This is a genomic window from Methylobacterium sp. 190mf (assembly GCF_900107945.1).
In the GTDB taxonomy this organism is placed as follows: Bacteria; Pseudomonadota; Alphaproteobacteria; order Rhizobiales; family Beijerinckiaceae; genus Methylobacterium.
In genome coordinates this window covers 42,638-57,841 of sequence record NZ_FNVI01000003.1, presented here as the reverse complement: position 1 = coordinate 57,841, position 15,204 = coordinate 42,638, and the positions used below count along the sequence as shown (strand labels likewise).

General features: G+C 71.5%; 17 protein-coding genes. 10 read left to right on the top strand and 7 right to left on the bottom strand.

Features of this window, described 5'->3' with window-relative positions; all coding sequences use genetic code 11:
- Window positions 1–28: 28 nt before the first annotated feature.
- A complete protein-coding gene (locus C4T42_RS04430; RefSeq protein ID WP_020092095.1) occupies window positions 29–712 on the bottom strand; it encodes a hemolysin III family protein in 684 nt (227 codons plus the stop codon).
- Window positions 713–862: 150 nt separating this feature from the next.
- Window positions 863–1,966, bottom strand: coding sequence for a COX15/CtaA family protein (locus C4T42_RS04425; RefSeq protein WP_020092096.1), 1,104 nt, complete (start codon window positions 1,964–1,966; stop codon window positions 863–865).
- A gap of 210 nt (window positions 1,967–2,176) precedes the next feature.
- Here C4T42_RS04425 and C4T42_RS04420 point away from each other — a divergent pair, with 210 nt between their 5' ends.
- Entirely contained in the window at window positions 2,177–2,383 is a 207-nt protein-coding gene (locus tag C4T42_RS04420) for a DUF2842 domain-containing protein (protein WP_012319661.1), read from the top strand.
- A gap of 66 nt (window positions 2,384–2,449) precedes the next feature.
- Window positions 2,450–2,815 (top strand): hypothetical protein, encoded by a 366-nt coding sequence (locus C4T42_RS04415; RefSeq protein ID WP_020092097.1) that lies wholly within the window; start codon window positions 2,450–2,452, stop codon window positions 2,813–2,815.
- Between the two features lie 24 nt (window positions 2,816–2,839).
- Here C4T42_RS04415 and aat read toward each other — a convergent pair whose 3' ends face one another.
- The 4 genes from aat to C4T42_RS04395 form a co-directional block, all read right to left on the bottom strand.
- A complete protein-coding gene (gene aat / locus C4T42_RS04410; protein WP_020092098.1) occupies window positions 2,840–3,523 on the bottom strand; it encodes a leucyl/phenylalanyl-tRNA--protein transferase in 684 nt (227 codons plus the stop codon).
- Between the two features lie 79 nt (window positions 3,524–3,602).
- Window positions 3,603–4,955, bottom strand: a complete 1,353-nt coding sequence (gene accC, locus C4T42_RS04405; RefSeq protein WP_020092099.1) for an acetyl-CoA carboxylase biotin carboxylase subunit — start codon at window positions 4,953–4,955, stop codon at window positions 3,603–3,605.
- A 104-nt stretch (window positions 4,956–5,059) separates the two neighbouring features.
- The gene (accB, locus tag C4T42_RS04400) at window positions 5,060–5,536 is read right to left on the bottom strand and encodes an acetyl-CoA carboxylase biotin carboxyl carrier protein (RefSeq protein ID WP_020092100.1); all 477 of its coding nucleotides are present in this window, start codon (window positions 5,534–5,536) and stop codon (window positions 5,060–5,062) included.
- Window positions 5,537–5,692: 156 nt separating this feature from the next.
- A complete protein-coding gene (locus C4T42_RS04395) occupies window positions 5,693–6,475 on the bottom strand; it encodes a DsbA family protein (protein ID WP_020092101.1) in 783 nt (260 codons plus the stop codon).
- Between the two features lie 183 nt (window positions 6,476–6,658).
- Here C4T42_RS04395 and C4T42_RS04390 point away from each other — a divergent pair, with 183 nt between their 5' ends.
- Window positions 6,659–7,813 (top strand): aminotransferase class I/II-fold pyridoxal phosphate-dependent enzyme, encoded by a 1,155-nt coding sequence (locus C4T42_RS04390; protein WP_103984755.1) that lies wholly within the window; start codon window positions 6,659–6,661, stop codon window positions 7,811–7,813.
- Between the two features lie 4 nt (window positions 7,814–7,817).
- Here the strand turns inward: C4T42_RS04390 and gph are convergent, their stop codons facing one another.
- Window positions 7,818–8,510, bottom strand: coding sequence for a phosphoglycolate phosphatase (gph, locus tag C4T42_RS04385; protein ID WP_020092103.1), 693 nt, complete (start codon window positions 8,508–8,510; stop codon window positions 7,818–7,820).
- A 172-nt stretch (window positions 8,511–8,682) separates the two neighbouring features.
- On the opposite strand from gph, the gene C4T42_RS04380 reads away from it, so the two are divergent.
- The 7 genes from C4T42_RS04380 to C4T42_RS04350 all read left to right on the top strand — a co-directional run bounded on the left by C4T42_RS04380 (window position 8,683) and on the right by C4T42_RS04350 (window position 15,153).
- Window positions 8,683–9,147 (top strand): hypothetical protein, encoded by a 465-nt coding sequence (locus C4T42_RS04380; protein WP_020092104.1) that lies wholly within the window; start codon window positions 8,683–8,685, stop codon window positions 9,145–9,147.
- A 129-nt stretch (window positions 9,148–9,276) separates the two neighbouring features.
- A complete protein-coding gene (gene rpiA / locus C4T42_RS04375) occupies window positions 9,277–9,990 on the top strand; it encodes a ribose-5-phosphate isomerase RpiA (RefSeq protein WP_020092105.1) in 714 nt (237 codons plus the stop codon).
- Window positions 9,991–10,034: 44 nt separating this feature from the next.
- Window positions 10,035–10,628, top strand: coding sequence for a DUF2059 domain-containing protein (locus C4T42_RS04370; protein WP_020092106.1), 594 nt, complete (start codon window positions 10,035–10,037; stop codon window positions 10,626–10,628).
- A 42-nt stretch (window positions 10,629–10,670) separates the two neighbouring features.
- Window positions 10,671–11,891, top strand: coding sequence for an O-antigen ligase family protein (locus C4T42_RS04365; RefSeq protein WP_026604770.1), 1,221 nt, complete (start codon window positions 10,671–10,673; stop codon window positions 11,889–11,891).
- On the top strand, window positions 11,888–13,270 hold the full coding sequence (gor, locus tag C4T42_RS04360; protein ID WP_103984754.1) for a glutathione-disulfide reductase: 1,383 nt from the start codon (window positions 11,888–11,890) through the stop codon (window positions 13,268–13,270). The genes C4T42_RS04365 and gor overlap by 4 nt, the downstream gene beginning before the upstream one ends.
- 55 nt (window positions 13,271–13,325) lie before the next feature.
- Window positions 13,326–13,643 carry an RNA polymerase sigma factor region1.1 domain-containing protein gene (locus C4T42_RS04355; RefSeq protein WP_020092109.1) on the top strand — a complete coding sequence of 106 codons (318 nt, stop codon included), beginning with the start codon at window positions 13,326–13,328 and terminating at the stop codon, window positions 13,641–13,643.
- A 127-nt stretch (window positions 13,644–13,770) separates the two neighbouring features.
- Window positions 13,771–15,153 (top strand): 3-deoxy-7-phosphoheptulonate synthase class II, encoded by a 1,383-nt coding sequence (locus C4T42_RS04350; protein ID WP_020092110.1) that lies wholly within the window; start codon window positions 13,771–13,773, stop codon window positions 15,151–15,153.
- Window positions 15,154–15,204: the final 51 nt, after the last annotated feature.

Below are 15,204 nucleotides of genomic sequence, written 5' to 3'. Positions count from 1 at the left end.
ACGCGCACGATCGCAATCGATCCCAACGCTACGTCATCGGCGAGCCGTTCAGGCTGGCCCAGATCGTCCCGTAGTGGCAGGCCGTGGCGGCGAGGACGAAGCCGTGCCAGATCGCGTTCTGGAAGGGCAGGGTCCGCCAGATGTGGAACACGACGCCGATCGAATAGAGCGCTCCGCCCATTCCCAAGAGCCACAGGGCGGTCGGCTGAAGCGCCGCGATCACTGATTCGTAGGCGAACAACCCGCTCCAGCCGAGCAACAGGTAGAGCCCGATCGACAGGCGGTCGAACCGGCCCGGCAGAAACAGCTTCACGGCGATCCCGATGAGGGCCACGACCCAGATCATCGCCAGGAGCGCGTAGGCCCGCGGGCCCGACCCGACGAGGGCCACCAGCGGCGTGTAGGTCCCGGCGATCATCAGGTAGATCAGCGCGTGATCGGCGCGGCGCAGGAGCCATTTGCGCGGGCTCACAGGGTAGAGATTGTAGACGGCCGAGACGCCGAGCATCAGGACGAGGGCCGTGGCGTACACGACAACGGCCGCACGTTCGCCGAGCCCGAGATGCGCCGTGACCGCGGTCGCCACCAGGGCAACGGCACCGGCGAGGCCGAGCACCACGCCGAGACCGTGGATCACGCCATCCGCCATGATCTCCCGCGGCGTGTAGTGCCAGGTCAGGGAGAGCGGTCGACCATCCTCCGCGAGAGACATCTTGAAGCCTCCTGCAACGCGTGCAGCTTAAAGCTTGAGAAGTATTAGTCGTTCCATGTGCAGATTGCTGATGGGGAGTTATCCCAAGGTTCCACTGAAAGCGGTAAAAGTCTCGTGCGGCGCAGCAAGGCCGCTGCACCGCACGAGAGCCTAGATGCGGCCGGCGGCGAGCCCCTCGAAGCCCAGCGGCGGCTCGGCGGCTGCGGGCTCGACCAGGCCGGATCCCCGGCCGAGGCGGGCATGGACGGTGGCCATCGTGAGCACCGCCATGGCGAGCACCTGATGCGCGAGCGCCGCCCAGAGCGGCACGGCGAGGAGCAGCGTCGCGATCCCAAGCGCCATCTGGGCGAGGACGAGGATGACGACCCCCGTGGCCCGCCCAGCCGCGCTCTTCGGGCCGGTGAGCCGGGCGTCGACGGCGTGCAGCACCGCCACGACGAAGACGAGGTAGGCCGTCACTCGGTGGTCGAACTGAACCAAGGCGTGGTTGTCGATGAAATTCTCGATCCACGGCCGGATCGCGAACAGGCTGTCCAGCGGCGGGACGAGGTGGCCGTCCATGGTCGGCCATGTGTTGTAGACGAGGCCGGCATGCGAGCCGGCGACGAGGCCACCCAGGAAGATCTGCACCAGGACCAGGATCGGCAGCAGCAGGGCCGTGGCCCGCAGGCGCGCCGGGGCGGGCGCCAAGACGCCGGGGCGCTGGCCCGCGGCCAGCCAGACCAGCCCGGCCAGGATCAGGCTCGCGGTGGTGAGGTGCAGGGCGAGCTTGAGCGGCGCCACGGCCGTCATGCCCGGCTGGAGGCCCGAGGCGACCATGATCCAGCCGATGGCGCCCTGGAGGCCGCCGAGCGCGCCGAGACCGAGCAGGCCGAGGCCGAGCCGCCGGCTGATCCGGCCCTGCCACCAGAACACGATCAGCGGCAGGAAGAACACGAGGCCGATCACCCGGCCGAGCAGGCGATGGCCCCATTCCCAGCCGTACAGCACCTTGAAGGCGGACAATCCCATCCCCTGGTTGAGGATGTTGTATTGCGGCGTGTCCCTGTACTTGGCGAACTCGGCCGCCCAGTCTGCCTCCGTCAGCGGCGGGATCGCGCCCGTGACGGGGCGCCACTCGGTGATCGACAGGCCGGACCCGGTCAGCCGCGTCGCACCGCCGACCGCCACCATGGCGACCACCAGGGCCGCGACCACGTAGAGCCAGGTTCGCACCGCCCCCGACCGCCGGTCGCCCGCGCCGCTCATGTCCATGCACGTCCCTTCCGCGGATGCCGGGATGCCCCCCGCAGTGCCCGGGTTAGGGGATGTCCGGTCGCCCATCAACGGCGCCGGCGCCGCAGCCCGCGTCAGCGGGCGCGTTGCCAACCGGGTTCCGGGAAGGTAGCCGTCGCCCGTCCGAGCCCGCGGCGCCGCCCGCGGGACCAGGAGCACAGTCCGAAGGCACGGTCCAGGAACACAGCAATGCGCCGCCGCACCCGGACCCTGATCGGCACTCTCGCCATCCTGGTCTTCGTCTGCCTCTACGGGCCGCTGGCGATGACCCTGGCCGATAGCCGCATCTCGGAGACGCCGGCGGCGGTGCAGGCGGTGATCTACTCGATCCTCGGCATCGCGTGGATCTTCCCACTGATGCCGCTGATCCGGTGGATGGAGCGACCCGATCGCTGAGGCCAACCCTCGATTTCGCCGCACTCGGGGATCACAAGCCTGCCGTCGCCGCTCGAGACCCCCTCCGTGCACCGCCCGACTCTCTGCCTCAAGCCGCTGGCCGCTCTCGTCGTGCTGCTCGCGCCCCTGCCGGCCCTGGCGCAGGGGACACCGCGCTCCATCGGTGAATGCGAGCGTCTCAAGAACGACCTCGCCTACAACCAGTGTCTCGCGATGTTCGGACCGGCGGCCAAGAACGTCGCCGGGGGCTACGCCTCGGCCGATACGGCGGTCGCCATGGCGGCAACGCCCGCGGCGGCCATGGCCGAGCCGATCCCGCAGGTGGAGGAGACGGTCGAGGCCAGCACCAGCCGGCGTCGACGCTACCGGTCCGTGCGCGGCCGTCAATACGCCTCGTTCTCGACCGGCTATCGCCACCGGCGTCGGCGCTAGCGGCCACCGGCCCGCGTCACTGCACTAACGGCGATCCGGAGCTTCGAGCGCCTCGAGGACCCGCGTACCCGGAACCGAACCGTCGCCGGGCCAGACGTTCCAGTCGGCGACCTGATCGAGGGCCTCGGCAAGGCGGCGCTTGTAGACGTGGCGCGGCACCTCCTCGGCACCGAACTGCGACAGGTGGTCGGTGACGAATTGGGTATCGGCGAGCCGGTAGCGCCCGGCGCGCAGGCGGGCCATCAGGTGGACGAGGGCGACCTTCGAGGCGTCGCGGACCTCGTGGAACATGCTCTCGCCGAAGAAGGCCGCCCCCAGCGAGACGCCGTACAGGCCGCCGACGAGCCGGCCGTCCGCGCCCGCGTAGACCTCGACCGTGTGGACGTGGCCGATGTCGAACAGGGCGCCGTAGAGCTCGCGGATCCGCCCGTTGATCCAGGTGCGCTCGCTGTCCCGCCGGGGCGCAGCGCAGCCGTCGATCACCCCGTCGAAATCGGTGTCGCAGCGGACCACGAACTGGTCGGACCGCACCGTCCGGGCGAGGCGCCGGGGAACGCGGAACGTGTCGAGGGGCAGAACGCCGCGCGCCTTGGGTTCGACCCAGTAGAGCGTGGGATCGTCGGCATCCTCCGCCATCGGGAAGATGCCCGCCGCGTAGGCCTTCAGCAGGATCTCAGGGGTGATGTCCACGCGGGCGGTGTCGTGCATGCCGTGAATGTCGCGCGCGGACGGCGCGAAGACCAGATCCCGCGCGCGCCGCGCTCGCCGCAGCCCCGCCCAGGTCCGGTCAGGCTTTCATGCCGCCGTCTTCCAGGAAATGCTCCAGCCAGTGAATGTCGTAAAGGCCGTTTTGCACGTCCGGGTTGCGGACCAGCGTCCGGAACAGCGGCAGCGTCGTGTCGATCCCGTCGATGACGAACTCGTCCAGGGCGCGCCGCAGGCGCATCAGGCACTCGTTGCGGGTCCGGCCGTGGACGATCAGCTTGCCGATCAGCGAATCGTAGTTCGGCGGGATGCGATAGCCCTGGAACGCGGCCGAATCGACCCGGACGCCGAGGCCGCCGGGCGTGTGGTAGTGGGTGATCTCGCCGGGCGACGGCCGGAAGGTCTCCGGGTGCTCGGCGTTGATCCGGCACTCGATGGCGTGGCCCTCGACCTTGATGTCCGCCTGGCTCACCGACAGCGGGCCGCCCGAGGCGACCTGGATCTGCTCGATGACGAGGTCGATCCCGGTGATCATCTCGGTGACCGGATGCTCGACCTGGATGCGGGTGTTCATCTCGATGAAGTAGAAGCGTCCGTCCTCGTAGAGGAACTCGATGGTTCCGGCGCCGAGGTAGCCGAGCTCCTTCATGGCGTTGGCGCAGATGCCGCCGATCTCGGCGCGCATCGACTCGTTGAGGGCCGGCGAGCCGCCTTCCTCCCAGACCTTCTGGTGTCGGCGCTGGAGGGAGCAGTCGCGCTCGGCGAGGTGCACGGCGCCGCCGCGGCCGTCGCCGAGCACCTGCACCTCGATGTGCCGGGGCTTCTCCAGGTATTTCTCGAGATAGACCGCGTCGTCGCCGAAGGCGGCCTTGGCCTCGGACTTGGCCATGCCGATCGCCTGCTCGAGGTCGGCCTCGGAGCGCGCGACCTTCATGCCGCGGCCGCCGCCGCCAGCCGCCGCCTTGACGAGCACCGGGTAGCCGATCCCGGCAGCCACGCGCTTGGCCGTGTCGATGTCGTCGACGCCACCCTCGGAGCCCGGCACGCACGGGATGCCGAGCTTCAGCGCCGTGCGCTTGGCCTCGATCTTGTCGCCCATGGTGCGGATGTGCTGCGCCTTGGGTCCGATGAAGCCGATCTGGTGATGGGCCAGAACCTCGGCGAAGCGGGCATTCTCCGACAGGAAGCCGTAGCCGGGATGCACGGCATCGGCCCCGGTGATCTCGCAGGCCGCGATGATCGACGGGATGTTGAGGTAGCTGTCGCGGGCGGCCGGTGGCCCGATGCAGACGCTCTCGTCGGCGAGGCGCACGTGCATCGCGTCCGCGTCGGCGGTGGAGTGGACCGCCACGGTAGCGATCCCGAGCTCCTTCGCCGCCCGCAGGATGCGCAGGGCGATCTCGCCGCGGTTCGCGATCAGGATCTTGTCGAACATCGGACCCGTTAGGGCGTCCTGGCGATCCCGGACCGCGCAGGATGCTCTATCCTCTCGTGTTGCGGCGTCGTCCGGGACTGGGCGGCGGGCGCCCGGCGGACGTCCTAGGTGATGACGAGCAGGGCCTCGCCGAACTCGACCGGCTGACCGTCCTCGACGAAGATGGCGCTGATCGTGCCGGCGCGGGGCGCCACGATCTCGTTGAAGGTCTTCATCGCCTCGATCAGCAGCAGCTTGTCGCCGACCGCGACCGTCGAGCCGACATCCACGAAGGCCTTGGCGTCGGGCGAGGGGCGGAGATAGGCGGTCCCGACCATCGGCGAGGGCACGGTGCCGGGCTGCGCGCGGGCCGGCTCGGCCGGGGCGAGGGGAGACGACGCGGCGGGCGCGGAAACCGGAGGCGGGGCGACGGCCGCGAGCGGCGCGGGCGCCGCGACCTGCACGCTCACGGGCTCGAGCCGCCGCGCCACGCGGATGCGCAGGTCGCCCTTCTCGACCTCGATCTCGGACAGGCCGGTCTCGGTCACGAGGTTGGCGAGCTCGCGCACGAGCTCGGGATCGATGGCGTCGTTCTTTGGCATCCGGCCTACTTCGTCTCGCGGCACGTCGGTGCGTACATCCGGGCTCGGCCCTGGACCCCACCGCGGCCCTGCGGCTGGCGGCTCTTAGACGAAGGCGCCCCGGCGCGACAAGGCTGCGCGCACCGCCTTCGGGGTTCCTCGGCCCGATCCGTCAGCTCAGCAGGAGGCGTGGCCGCACTGGCGCACGTCGGCGATGGTCTTGCGCATCGGCTCGACGCCGACGGCGCCCGGGATCACCTCGTCGCCGATGATGAAAGCCGGCGTGCCCGACAGGCCCAGGCGGTCGCCGAGGCCGCGGTTCTCGCTGAGCGCGGCCTTCACCTCGGGGGAGGCCATGTCCTTCTGCAGCTTGGCCGTGTCGACGCCCATGTCCTTGGCGACCTGGATCGCGCGGGCGCCGTTCACCCGGCCCTTGGTCTCCAGAAGCTTCTGATGAAACTCGAACAGCTTGTCGCCCTTCAGCTGCTGGCGCACCGCGACGGCGACCTGGCTGGCCTCCAGCGATTCCGGGCCGAGGACCGGGAAGTCCTTGATGACCACCCGCAGCTTCGGGTCGGATTTGATCAGCGCCTGGATGTCGCCCAGGGCCTTGCGGCAGTAGCCGCAATTGTAATCGAAGAACTCGACCAGCGTGACGTCGCCCGACGGGTTGCCGGCAACGACGTCGTGGGGACCGTTGTGGAGAGCCTCGCGCGACTCCTTGAGGGCGGCGGCCTGGGCCAGGCGCTGCGTCTCGGCCTGCTGCTTCTCGGCCTCGGCGAGGGCCTCCTGGAGCACCTCGGGATGCTTGATCAGGTAGTCCTTGACGATCGCCTCGATGCCGGCGCGCTGCGCGTCGGTGAACGGCGCGGCGGGGGGCGTCGCGGTCTGCGCGAGGGCCGGGACGGCGACGAGGCCGAGCGCCAGGACCAGCGCGGGCAGGGGGCGGATGAAGGGCATAGATCCTCGCTTGCGCGGCGGGGCGGCCCGCGCGTGGCGCGAGCGGTAGGGGCTGGGTTAGGCGTTTTCGCGGCGTCCGGTCAATTCCCGCGGCGAGGGCGGCGTGCGCCGCCGGCTTGAGGCGGGAAGGGGGAGCGTCTAACCCCCGGAGGCTCCAGCGTCGTCCGGCTCAGAGCAGACCCCATGATCCCGATCTCCCGGCGCGCCGCCGCCGTCCAGCCGTTCCTCGCGATGGATGTCATGGCCGCCGCCGCCGCCAAGGCGCGGGCCGGCAGCGACGTGGTGCGGATGGAGGTCGGCCAGCCGTCGGCGCCGGCGCCCCGGGCGGTCATCGCGGCCGCGCAGGGGGCGCTCGCGACCGGCCGCGTGCCCTACACCGAGGCCCTGGGCCTGCCGTCCCTGCGCGCCCGCATCGCCCGGGACTACGCGGAGCGGCACGGCGTCGCGGTGAGCCCGGAGCGCGTGGTGATCACCACCGGATCCTCGGCCGGCTTCATCCTCGCCTTCATGAGCCTGTTCGACTCCGGCGCCCGGGTCGCCGTCCCGCAGCCCGGCTATCCCGCCTATCGCAGCATCCTGGCCGCCCTCGACCTCGTGCCGGCGCCGATGGTGCTGCGCGCCGAGGACCGCTTCGCGCCGACCGCCGCCCTGCTGCGCGAGACCCACGCCCGCGCGCCAGTCTCCGGGGCACTGGTGATGAGCCCGGCGAACCCCTCCGGCACAGTCATTACGGAGGGCGCCCTGCAGGATCTCTGCGCGGCGGCGCGCGGCCTCGGCCTGCCGCTGATCTCCGACGAGATCTATCACGGCCTCAGCTACGGCGAGCCCACCGTCACGGCCCTGCGCTTCGACCCCGACGCGGTCGTGATCAACTCGTTCTCGAAGTACCACTGCATGACCGGCTGGCGCGTCGGCTGGATGGTCGTGCCGGAGGCGCTGGTCCGCCCGATCGAGCGGCTGGCCCAGAACCTCTACATCTCGGCGCCGTACCTGTCGCAGGTCGGCGCCCTGGCGGCCTTCGATGCGACGGACGAACTCGACGCCGTTCGCGACGGCTACGCACGCAACCGCGCGATCCTCCTGGACGCGCTGCCGGCCCTCGGCCTCGGCCGCGTCCACCCGGCCGACGGCGCCTTCTACCTCTACGCGGACGTCTCGAACCTCACCAACGACGCCTCGGACTTCTGCCGGCGCATGCTCGACGAGGCGCACGTCGCGGCGACGCCGGGCCTCGATTTCGATCCGGACGTGGGCAACCATCACGTCCGCTTCTCCTTCGCGGGCTCGGAGACCGAGTGCCGCGAGGCGGCGCGGCGCCTGAAGGCGTGGCTGCGCTGACAGGTCAGGCCACCGGCACGAGCGCGCCGACCGCCTCGACCAGCTCCGAGAAGTGCTCGATCACCCGGTCGGGCCCGAGCTCGGCGACCGGGCGGTCGGTGTAGCCGAAGGTGACCGCCACCACCGGGATCCCGGCGGCCTTGGCGGTGTCGATGTCGGTGCGGGAATCGCCCACCATCACGGCGCGGGCCGGATCGCCGTCGGCGCGGGCGATGGTGCCGGTCAGGTGGCGGGGGTCGGGCTTCGACTGCGGGAAGGTGTCCCGACCGCAGATCGCCGCGAAGCGGTGGCCGATGCCGAGGAGGCGCAGCAGCTCGACCGACTGCCCCTCGTACTTGTTGGTGCAGACCGCGAGCCGGAAACCCGCCGCCTCGAGGGCGTCGAGCGCCTCGACGACGCCCGGGAAGAGGTGGGACGTGTCGGCGAGGTGCGCCCCGTAATGGGCAATGAAGGCGTCGAACAGCCGGTCGTGGTCCTCCGGCGAGAGTGGCCGGCCCTCGGCCTCGAAACCCCGCCGGATCAGCGCCCGGGCGCCGGCGCCGATCAGCCCGCGCGCCTGCGAGAGGGGCAGCTCGGCCAATCCCTCGCGCTTCATCAGCACGTTGAGGGTGCCGATAAGGTCGCCCGCGGTCTCAGCGAGCGTCCCGTCCAGGTCGAAAACGGCGATCGGGGGCTTGCGCGTCGATTCGGTAGACATGCCTGGGCGGTTCCGTGCTCGGCGGGATCTCGAACGGCGTCGCTATCGGGGCCGGGCACCCGGGGCAAGCCGACCGGCGCAGCACGGCGGATGCGCGGATCGTCTCACCGGGCGCCCCAGACTCGCCCGAAAGCGCAGCGAAAGGCAGCGCGTACCAGCCCCGGGACCCGCGATGAAACTCTTCCTGCCCCTCCTGGCCGCCTGCGCCGCGCTGCAAGCCCTGCCGGCGGCGGCGACCTCCTTCGAGTTCGTGCCCGCCCCGCAGACCGACCTGAACCGGATGTACCGAGTCGACAAGGTGACCGGCGAGGTGACCTCTTGCCAATACGGCCTCCAGGAATCGGCGGGCGGCATCGGCCAGACGGTCTGCTTCGGATCGGGAGAGGGCGCCGGGCCGCAGACCCCGTCCGAATACGGGCTGGTGGCGAGCCGGCATACCCGCGAGGCCGGCGTCTTCCGGGTGAACTACCGCACCGGCGAGATGAGCATCTGTTTCGTGCTGGTGAAGAAGGAGCAGGTCGTCTGCACCCAGCAGGGCAAGCCGGGCGCCGAGGGCGCGTCCGACGCGCCGCTGACCGGTCCGGCCCCGGGTCGCGCGGGCGCCAGCGCCACCCCGACACAGGGCGGCCGTCCGTGACGCGGCCGTGCGGGCGGGGCGTTCCGGTCGGCCCGGTCCCGTGCTAGGGGCCGCCCGACGCCCACGGAAAGACCGGCTGCCCATGACCCGCGCTCCCTCGCTCCCCCTCGCCGACCGGGCCGTGTCCCGGTGAGTGGGCCGGACCTGCGGCGGGCCGCGGCCGCCCGCGCCCTCGACCTCGTCGAACCGGGCATGCGGCTCGGCCTCGGCACGGGCTCCACGGCGGCGGCCTTCGTGGCGCTCCTCGGCGAGCGCGTCCGCGCCGGCCTCGACATCGTCGGCGTCCCGACCTCCGAGGCCACGCGCGCGCAGGCCGAGGGCCTGGGCATCCGCCTCGCGACCCTGGACGAGCAGCCCGAGCTCGACCTGACCATCGACGGCGCCGACGAGGTCGACGACCGGCTGCGCCTGATCAAGGGCGGCGGCGCGGCACTCCTGCGCGAGAAGATCGTCGCCTGCGCGAGCCATCGCATGGTGGTGATCGCCGACGCGGCCAAGCACGTGGCGCGGCTGGGCGCCTTCCCGCTCCCGATCGAGGTCAATCCCTTCGGCCTCAAGGCCACGCACCGGGCCGTCGAGGCCGCAATCGCCGGGACCGGCTGCTCCGGCGAGGTCCGGCTGCGCGCCCTGACGGATGGCAAGCCCCTGGTCACCGACGGAGGCCATTACATCCTCGACGCGCGCCTCGGAGCGATTCCTGATCCGGAGGCCCTCGGCGCCGCCCTCTGGGCCGTGCCGGGCGTCGTCGAGCACGGTCTGTTCCTCGGCATCGCCGACGCCGCGATCCTGGCGGCGGCGCGGGACGGGCAGGCCGAGGTCACCGTTCTCGGCAGCCTCACCTGAGGCGCCGCCCTCCATCGCCGGCCATCCTCGCAAGAAAGTCCAGCATGTCCCGTCGCCTCACCGCCGTGCCAGGCCTCGCGCTCAGCCTCGCGCTCGGCCTCGCGCTCCCGGCGCTCCCCCACGCGGCGGTCGCGCAGCCGCAGAAGGCCGCGCAGGCCAAGCCGGCGGCACAGCCGGCCGCCGGCGCCCCCGCGGCCAACAGCCCGGCCGCGGCCACCTACACGCCGGCCCACCTCGCCCTGGCCCGCGAGGTGATGCTCAGCTCCGGCATCGCCCGGTCGTTCGACTCGGTGCTGCCGGCCTTCGCCGACCAGATCCGCAAGCAGGCGGTCACCCGTCCCGAGCTGTCCAAGGACCTCGAGGAGGTCCTGGCCTCCCTGCAGCCGGAGATGGAACTGCAGAAGCAGCGCATGATCGACATCGCGGCGCGCACCTACGCGTCGAAGTTCTCGGAAACCGAGTTGAAGGAGATCGCAACCTTCTTCCGCTCGCCCGCCGGCAAGCACTACGTCGAGGCGCAGCCGCAGCTCCTCGACGAGATGGTGCAGGAGATGCAGGACTGGACGCAGGACGTCTCCGAATACGTCATGGTCCGCGTCCGTGCCGAGATGGGCAAGCGCGGACACCAGATGCAGTGAGGGCAGCCGCTCCCGGGGGCGGATCGCCGTGAGAGGTCGTCCATGAGAGCGGCCGGCCGCATGTACGCGGCGGGCGGCGCGCTCCTCGCGGCCATGCCGCTCGCCATGGTGCTGGCCAACCGGTCGAGCCCGCTGGTCGTCGGGCTGGCGGCGCTCGCCTTCCTGGCCGGACGATGGGCGGAGGACGCGTCCGCCCTGCGCCGCGCGCTGCTGTCCCCGCTGCGGACGCCGCTCGCCGGGGCGGCGCTCGCCTTCCTGGCCTGGGCGCTGGTCTCGCTGGCCTGGAGCCCGTTCGAGGCGGCCTCCCTGCGGGTGCTGGGCGAATTCATCCCGACGCTGCTTGCCGCCTACCTGCTGGCCTGCCTCGCGCCCGGCCGGATCCCGGCCTTCGCGCCGCGGCTCGGCGCGATCGCGATCGCGCTGGCGGGACTCCTGATCGCGGTGGATCTCGCCTCGGATCTGGCCCTGGAGCGAGCCCTCGGGCGCCGGGTCGCGGCCTTCGTGCACAACCGGCCGGCCCTGACCCTCGACCTCGTGGCCGGCCCGCTGGCCCTCGTCCTCTGGAAGGACCGCGCCCGCGGCCTCGCCGCCGCGACGCTCGCCTTCGCGAGCCTCGGCGTGGTCCGCTCGATCAGCGGCGCCGCCCAGCTCGGTCTCCTGGCGGGCGCCGCGATGGCGACCCTCGCGCTTTCGCTGCCCAGGCGGGTCGGCATAGGCCTCGCCGGACTCGGTCTCGGCCTCGCGCTGGTCCTCGCCCCGGTCGAGGGTGACCTCCTCGCCCGCGCCATGCCGGAGGCCGCCCACGAGCGCCTCGTCCAGTCCTCGTCCCGGGCCCGAGTCGCGATCGCGCGCAGCTTCGGGGCCGCGGTGGCGGCCGATCCCTGGCGCGGCGCGGGCGTCGGCACCAGCGCGCGCTTCGCCGAGACAGCCGTCGCGCAGACGGTGCCGCCGGAGATGCGCGTTCTCCTCGGGGTCGGGCACCCGCACAACAGCTTCCTGCAGGTCTGGGCCGAACTCGGCCTGCCCGGCGCGATCCTCGCTGCGCTGACCGCGATGCTGATGCTCGCCCGGATCGCGCGGCTGCCGCGGCCGGACCGCGCGGCGGCGCTCGGCCTCGTGGCCTGCGCGGCTTCGATCGCCTTCGTCGAGCACAACGGCTGGGCCGCGTGGTGGACGGCGGGGCTCGGCGCTGCCATCACCTGGATGCGCGCGGCCCCTCGGGGCGGCGCGATCGTGAGATCCGAGCGGGACGGTCCGGCATGAGCGCGTTCGACGTCGACCTCTTCGTCATCGGCGGCGGGTCCGGTGGTGTCCGCGCGGCGCGGATCGCGGCCGGGTACGGCGCGCGGGTGATGCTGGCCGAGGAGTACCGGGTCGGCGGAACCTGCGTGATCCGCGGCTGCGTCCCGAAGAAGCTGATGGTCTATGCCGGCCGCTTCGCCGACGAGTTCGAGGACGCCGCGGGCTTCGGGTGGACGGTGGATAAGCCCCGCTTCGACTGGGGCACGCTCAAGACGCGGCGCGACGCGGAGGTGACCCGGCTCGAAGGCATCTACGACACCAACCTGATCCGCGCCGGCGTCGAGATTGTGCCAGAGCGGGCGGTGATCGAGGATCCCCACACGATCCGCCTCGTCGCGTCCGGCCGCACCATCCGGGCCGAGCGGATCCTGGTGGCGGTCGGCGCGCACCCCGTGAAAGAGCCGGCGGTGCCGGGCATCGACCTGGCGATCACCTCCAACGAGGTGTTCGAGCTGGAGCGCCTGCCGGACCGGATCCTGGTGATCGGCGGCGGCTACATCGCGGTGGAGTTCGCGGGCGTCTTCGCGGCGCTCGGCAGCCGCACGACGCTGCTGCACCGGGGCGACAGGTTGCTGCGCGGGTTCGACGACGAGATCCGCGACGCTCTGGCCGAAGCCTACGCCCAGCGCATGGACCTGCGGCTCGGGCGCACGCTGCGGCGCATCGAGCGCCGGGACGGCGGCCTCTGCGCGCAGCTCGACGACGGCGGCGAGATCCTGGTGGACGAGGTGCTCGTCGCCACGGGGCGGCGGCCGAACGTCGAGGGCCTCGGCCTCGACCGGGTCGGCATAGAGACCGACGCCGCCGGTGCGATCCCGGTCGACGCCTACTCGCAGACCAAGGTGCCGTCGATCTACGCGGTGGGCGACGTGACCAACCGCGCCAACCTGACGCCGGTGGCGATCCGCGAGGGTCACGCCTTCGCCGACACGGTCTACGGCGGCAAGCCGGCCTGCGTCGACCATCGCCTGATCCCGACCGCGGTGTTCTCGACCCCCGAGATCGGCGTCGTCGGCCACAACGAGGCGGCCGCCCGGGCGATCTACGGCAAGATCGACGTCTACAAGGCGCGCTTCCGCCCGATGAAGGCGACCCTGTCCGGCCGCGAGGAGCGGATCTTCATGAAGGTGCTGGTCGACTGCGCCAGCGACCGCGTGGTCGGCGTCCACATCTTCGGCCACGATGCCGGGGAGGTGATCCAGGCGGTGGGCATCGCCGTGACCATGGGCGCCACGAAGGCCGATTTCGACCGGACCATCGCGGTCCACCCGACAGCCGCCGAGGAGCTGGTGACCATGCGCGTCCCGGAGGTCACCAAGCACCCGGTCGGCGTCGGCTGAGACCTGCGCCGCGGCCGGGGCTCGACGCGGTGCGCGACCGAGCCATATCAGGGTCATGGGCAAGCAGGGCACCGGCAAGGGACGACGCGAGGACGACGCGCACGCGCGGCGGCAGGCGATCATCGACGGCCTGCTGGAGGACGCCCTGCGGCCGGCCTTCCACCGGCCGCCGAGCCACGAGGCCCTCTCCCCGGACATCCGGCATGCGATCGACCGCCTCCTGGCCAAAGCTGAGGCGCAGCGCAGCCGCAACCTGACCTACGACGACCTGGAGGAGGCGCTGCCGCCCCGGGACGTCTCGGCCGAGGATCTGGAGGCGATCTTCTGGATTCTGGCCGAGCACGGGATCGAGGTCGAGGACGGCGAGGCCTGATCCGAGACCTGAATCCGGGACGCGCCTGCCCCCCGGTTCACGGCACTCGCCAGTGTAGAGGAACCTCTCTATAAGCCGCGCTTCGCGCGTAGGCGCGATCGCACGAAGAGGTGCGCGGAGAGAGACCATGGGCGAGCGTTGGACACCGAAGAGCTGGAGACATCTGCCGATCGAGCAGGTCCCCACCTATCCGGACGCCGCCAGCCTCGGTGCCGTCGAGTCGCAGATCGCGAGCTTTCCGCCGCTGGTCTTTGCCGGTGAGGCCCGCAAGCTGAAGGCCGCGCTCGGGCGCGTCGCCGCGGGCCAAGCCTTCCTGCTCCAGGGCGGCGACTGCGCCGAGAGCTTCGACGAGCACTCTGCCGACAACATCCGCGACTTCTTCCGGGTGTTCCTGCAGATGGCGATGGTGCTGACCTTCGCGGGCGGTTCGCCCGTGGTGAAGGTCGGGCGCATCGCCGGGCAGTTCGCCAAGCCGCGCTCGTCGCCGACCGAGACCCTCGAGGGCGTGAGCCTGCCGAGCTACCGGGGCGACATCATCAACGGCATCGGCTTCACCGAGGAGTCGCGGGTGCCGGATCCGCGCCGCCAGCTCGAGGCGTACCGGCAATCGGCCGCGACGCTGAACCTGCTGCGCGCCTTCGCAACCGGCGGTTACGCGAACCTCGAGAATGCGCATCGCTGGATGCTGGGCTTCGTGAAGGATTCGCCGCAATCCTCGCGTTATCAGGACGTGGCCGGCCGCATGACCGACGCGCTCGACTTCATGCGGGCGATCGGCATCAATCCGGAGACCCATCCGGAGGTGCGGACCACCGACTTCTACACCAGTCACGAGGCCCTGCTGCTCGGCTACGAGGAGGCGCTGACCCGCGTCGATTCGACGACCGGCGACTGGTACGCGACCTCCGGCCACATGCTGTGGATCGGCGACCGGACCCGGCAGCCGGACCACGCCCACGTCGAGTACGCCCGCGGCATCAAGAACCCGATCGGCCTCAAGTGCGGCCCGTCCATGAAGGCGGAGGGCCTGATCCGGCTCATCGACCTGCTCAACCCGGAGAACGAGCCGGGGCGCCTCAGCCTGATCTGCCGCTTCGGCGCCGACAAGGTCGGCGACCACCTGCCGGCGCTGATTCGGGCGGTCGAGCGGGAAGGGCGCTCGGTCGTGTGGATCTGCGATCCGATGCACGGCAACACGATCCCGGCCGGCCGCTACAAGACCCGGCCGTTCGAGCGGGTGATGCAGGAGATCGAGGGCTTCTTCGGCGTCCACCGCGCCGAGGGCACCTTCGCGGGCGGCATCCACCTGGAGATGACCGGCAAGGACGTGACCGAGTGCACGGGCGGCGCCCGGGCCCTGACGGCAGACGACCTGCAGGACCGCTACCACACCTACTGCGACCCGCGTCTCAACGCGGAGCAGGCGCTGGAGGTGGCGTTCCGCACGGCCGAGCTGGTCAAGGCCGAGCGCAGCCACATCGAGCGCCCGCGCCTCGACGCGGCCGAGTAGGACGGATCTCCGACCGGTCATCCGATCGGCCAACGACGCGCGCTGTCCCCT

Bases quoted from the DNA above. Each gene is read 5' to 3' on its own strand.
- C4T42_RS04430 (WP_020092095.1), bottom strand. From the start codon at position 712: ATGTCTCTCGCGGAGGATGGTCGACCGCTCTCCCTGACCTGGCACTAC.
- C4T42_RS04425 (WP_020092096.1), bottom strand. From the start codon at position 1,966: ATGGACATGAGCGGCGCGGGCGACCGGCGGTCGGGGGCGGTGCGAACC.
- C4T42_RS04420 (WP_012319661.1), top strand. From the start codon at position 2,177: ATGCGCCGCCGCACCCGGACCCTGATCGGCACTCTCGCCATCCTGGTC.
- aat (WP_020092098.1), bottom strand. From the start codon at position 3,523: ATGCACGACACCGCCCGCGTGGACATCACCCCTGAGATCCTGCTGAAG.
- accC (WP_020092099.1), bottom strand. From the start codon at position 4,955: ATGTTCGACAAGATCCTGATCGCGAACCGCGGCGAGATCGCCCTGCGC.
- accB (WP_020092100.1), bottom strand. From the start codon at position 5,536: ATGCCAAAGAACGACGCCATCGATCCCGAGCTCGTGCGCGAGCTCGCC.
- C4T42_RS04395 (WP_020092101.1), bottom strand. From the start codon at position 6,475: ATGCCCTTCATCCGCCCCCTGCCCGCGCTGGTCCTGGCGCTCGGCCTC.
- C4T42_RS04390 (WP_103984755.1), top strand. From the start codon at position 6,659: ATGATCCCGATCTCCCGGCGCGCCGCCGCCGTCCAGCCGTTCCTCGCG.
- gph (WP_020092103.1), bottom strand. From the start codon at position 8,510: ATGTCTACCGAATCGACGCGCAAGCCCCCGATCGCCGTTTTCGACCTG.
- C4T42_RS04380 (WP_020092104.1), top strand. From the start codon at position 8,683: ATGAAACTCTTCCTGCCCCTCCTGGCCGCCTGCGCCGCGCTGCAAGCC.
- C4T42_RS04370 (WP_020092106.1), top strand. From the start codon at position 10,035: ATGTCCCGTCGCCTCACCGCCGTGCCAGGCCTCGCGCTCAGCCTCGCG.
- C4T42_RS04365 (WP_026604770.1), top strand. From the start codon at position 10,671: ATGAGAGCGGCCGGCCGCATGTACGCGGCGGGCGGCGCGCTCCTCGCG.
- gor (WP_103984754.1), top strand. From the start codon at position 11,888: ATGAGCGCGTTCGACGTCGACCTCTTCGTCATCGGCGGCGGGTCCGGT.
- C4T42_RS04355 (WP_020092109.1), top strand. From the start codon at position 13,326: ATGGGCAAGCAGGGCACCGGCAAGGGACGACGCGAGGACGACGCGCAC.
- C4T42_RS04350 (WP_020092110.1), top strand. From the start codon at position 13,771: ATGGGCGAGCGTTGGACACCGAAGAGCTGGAGACATCTGCCGATCGAG.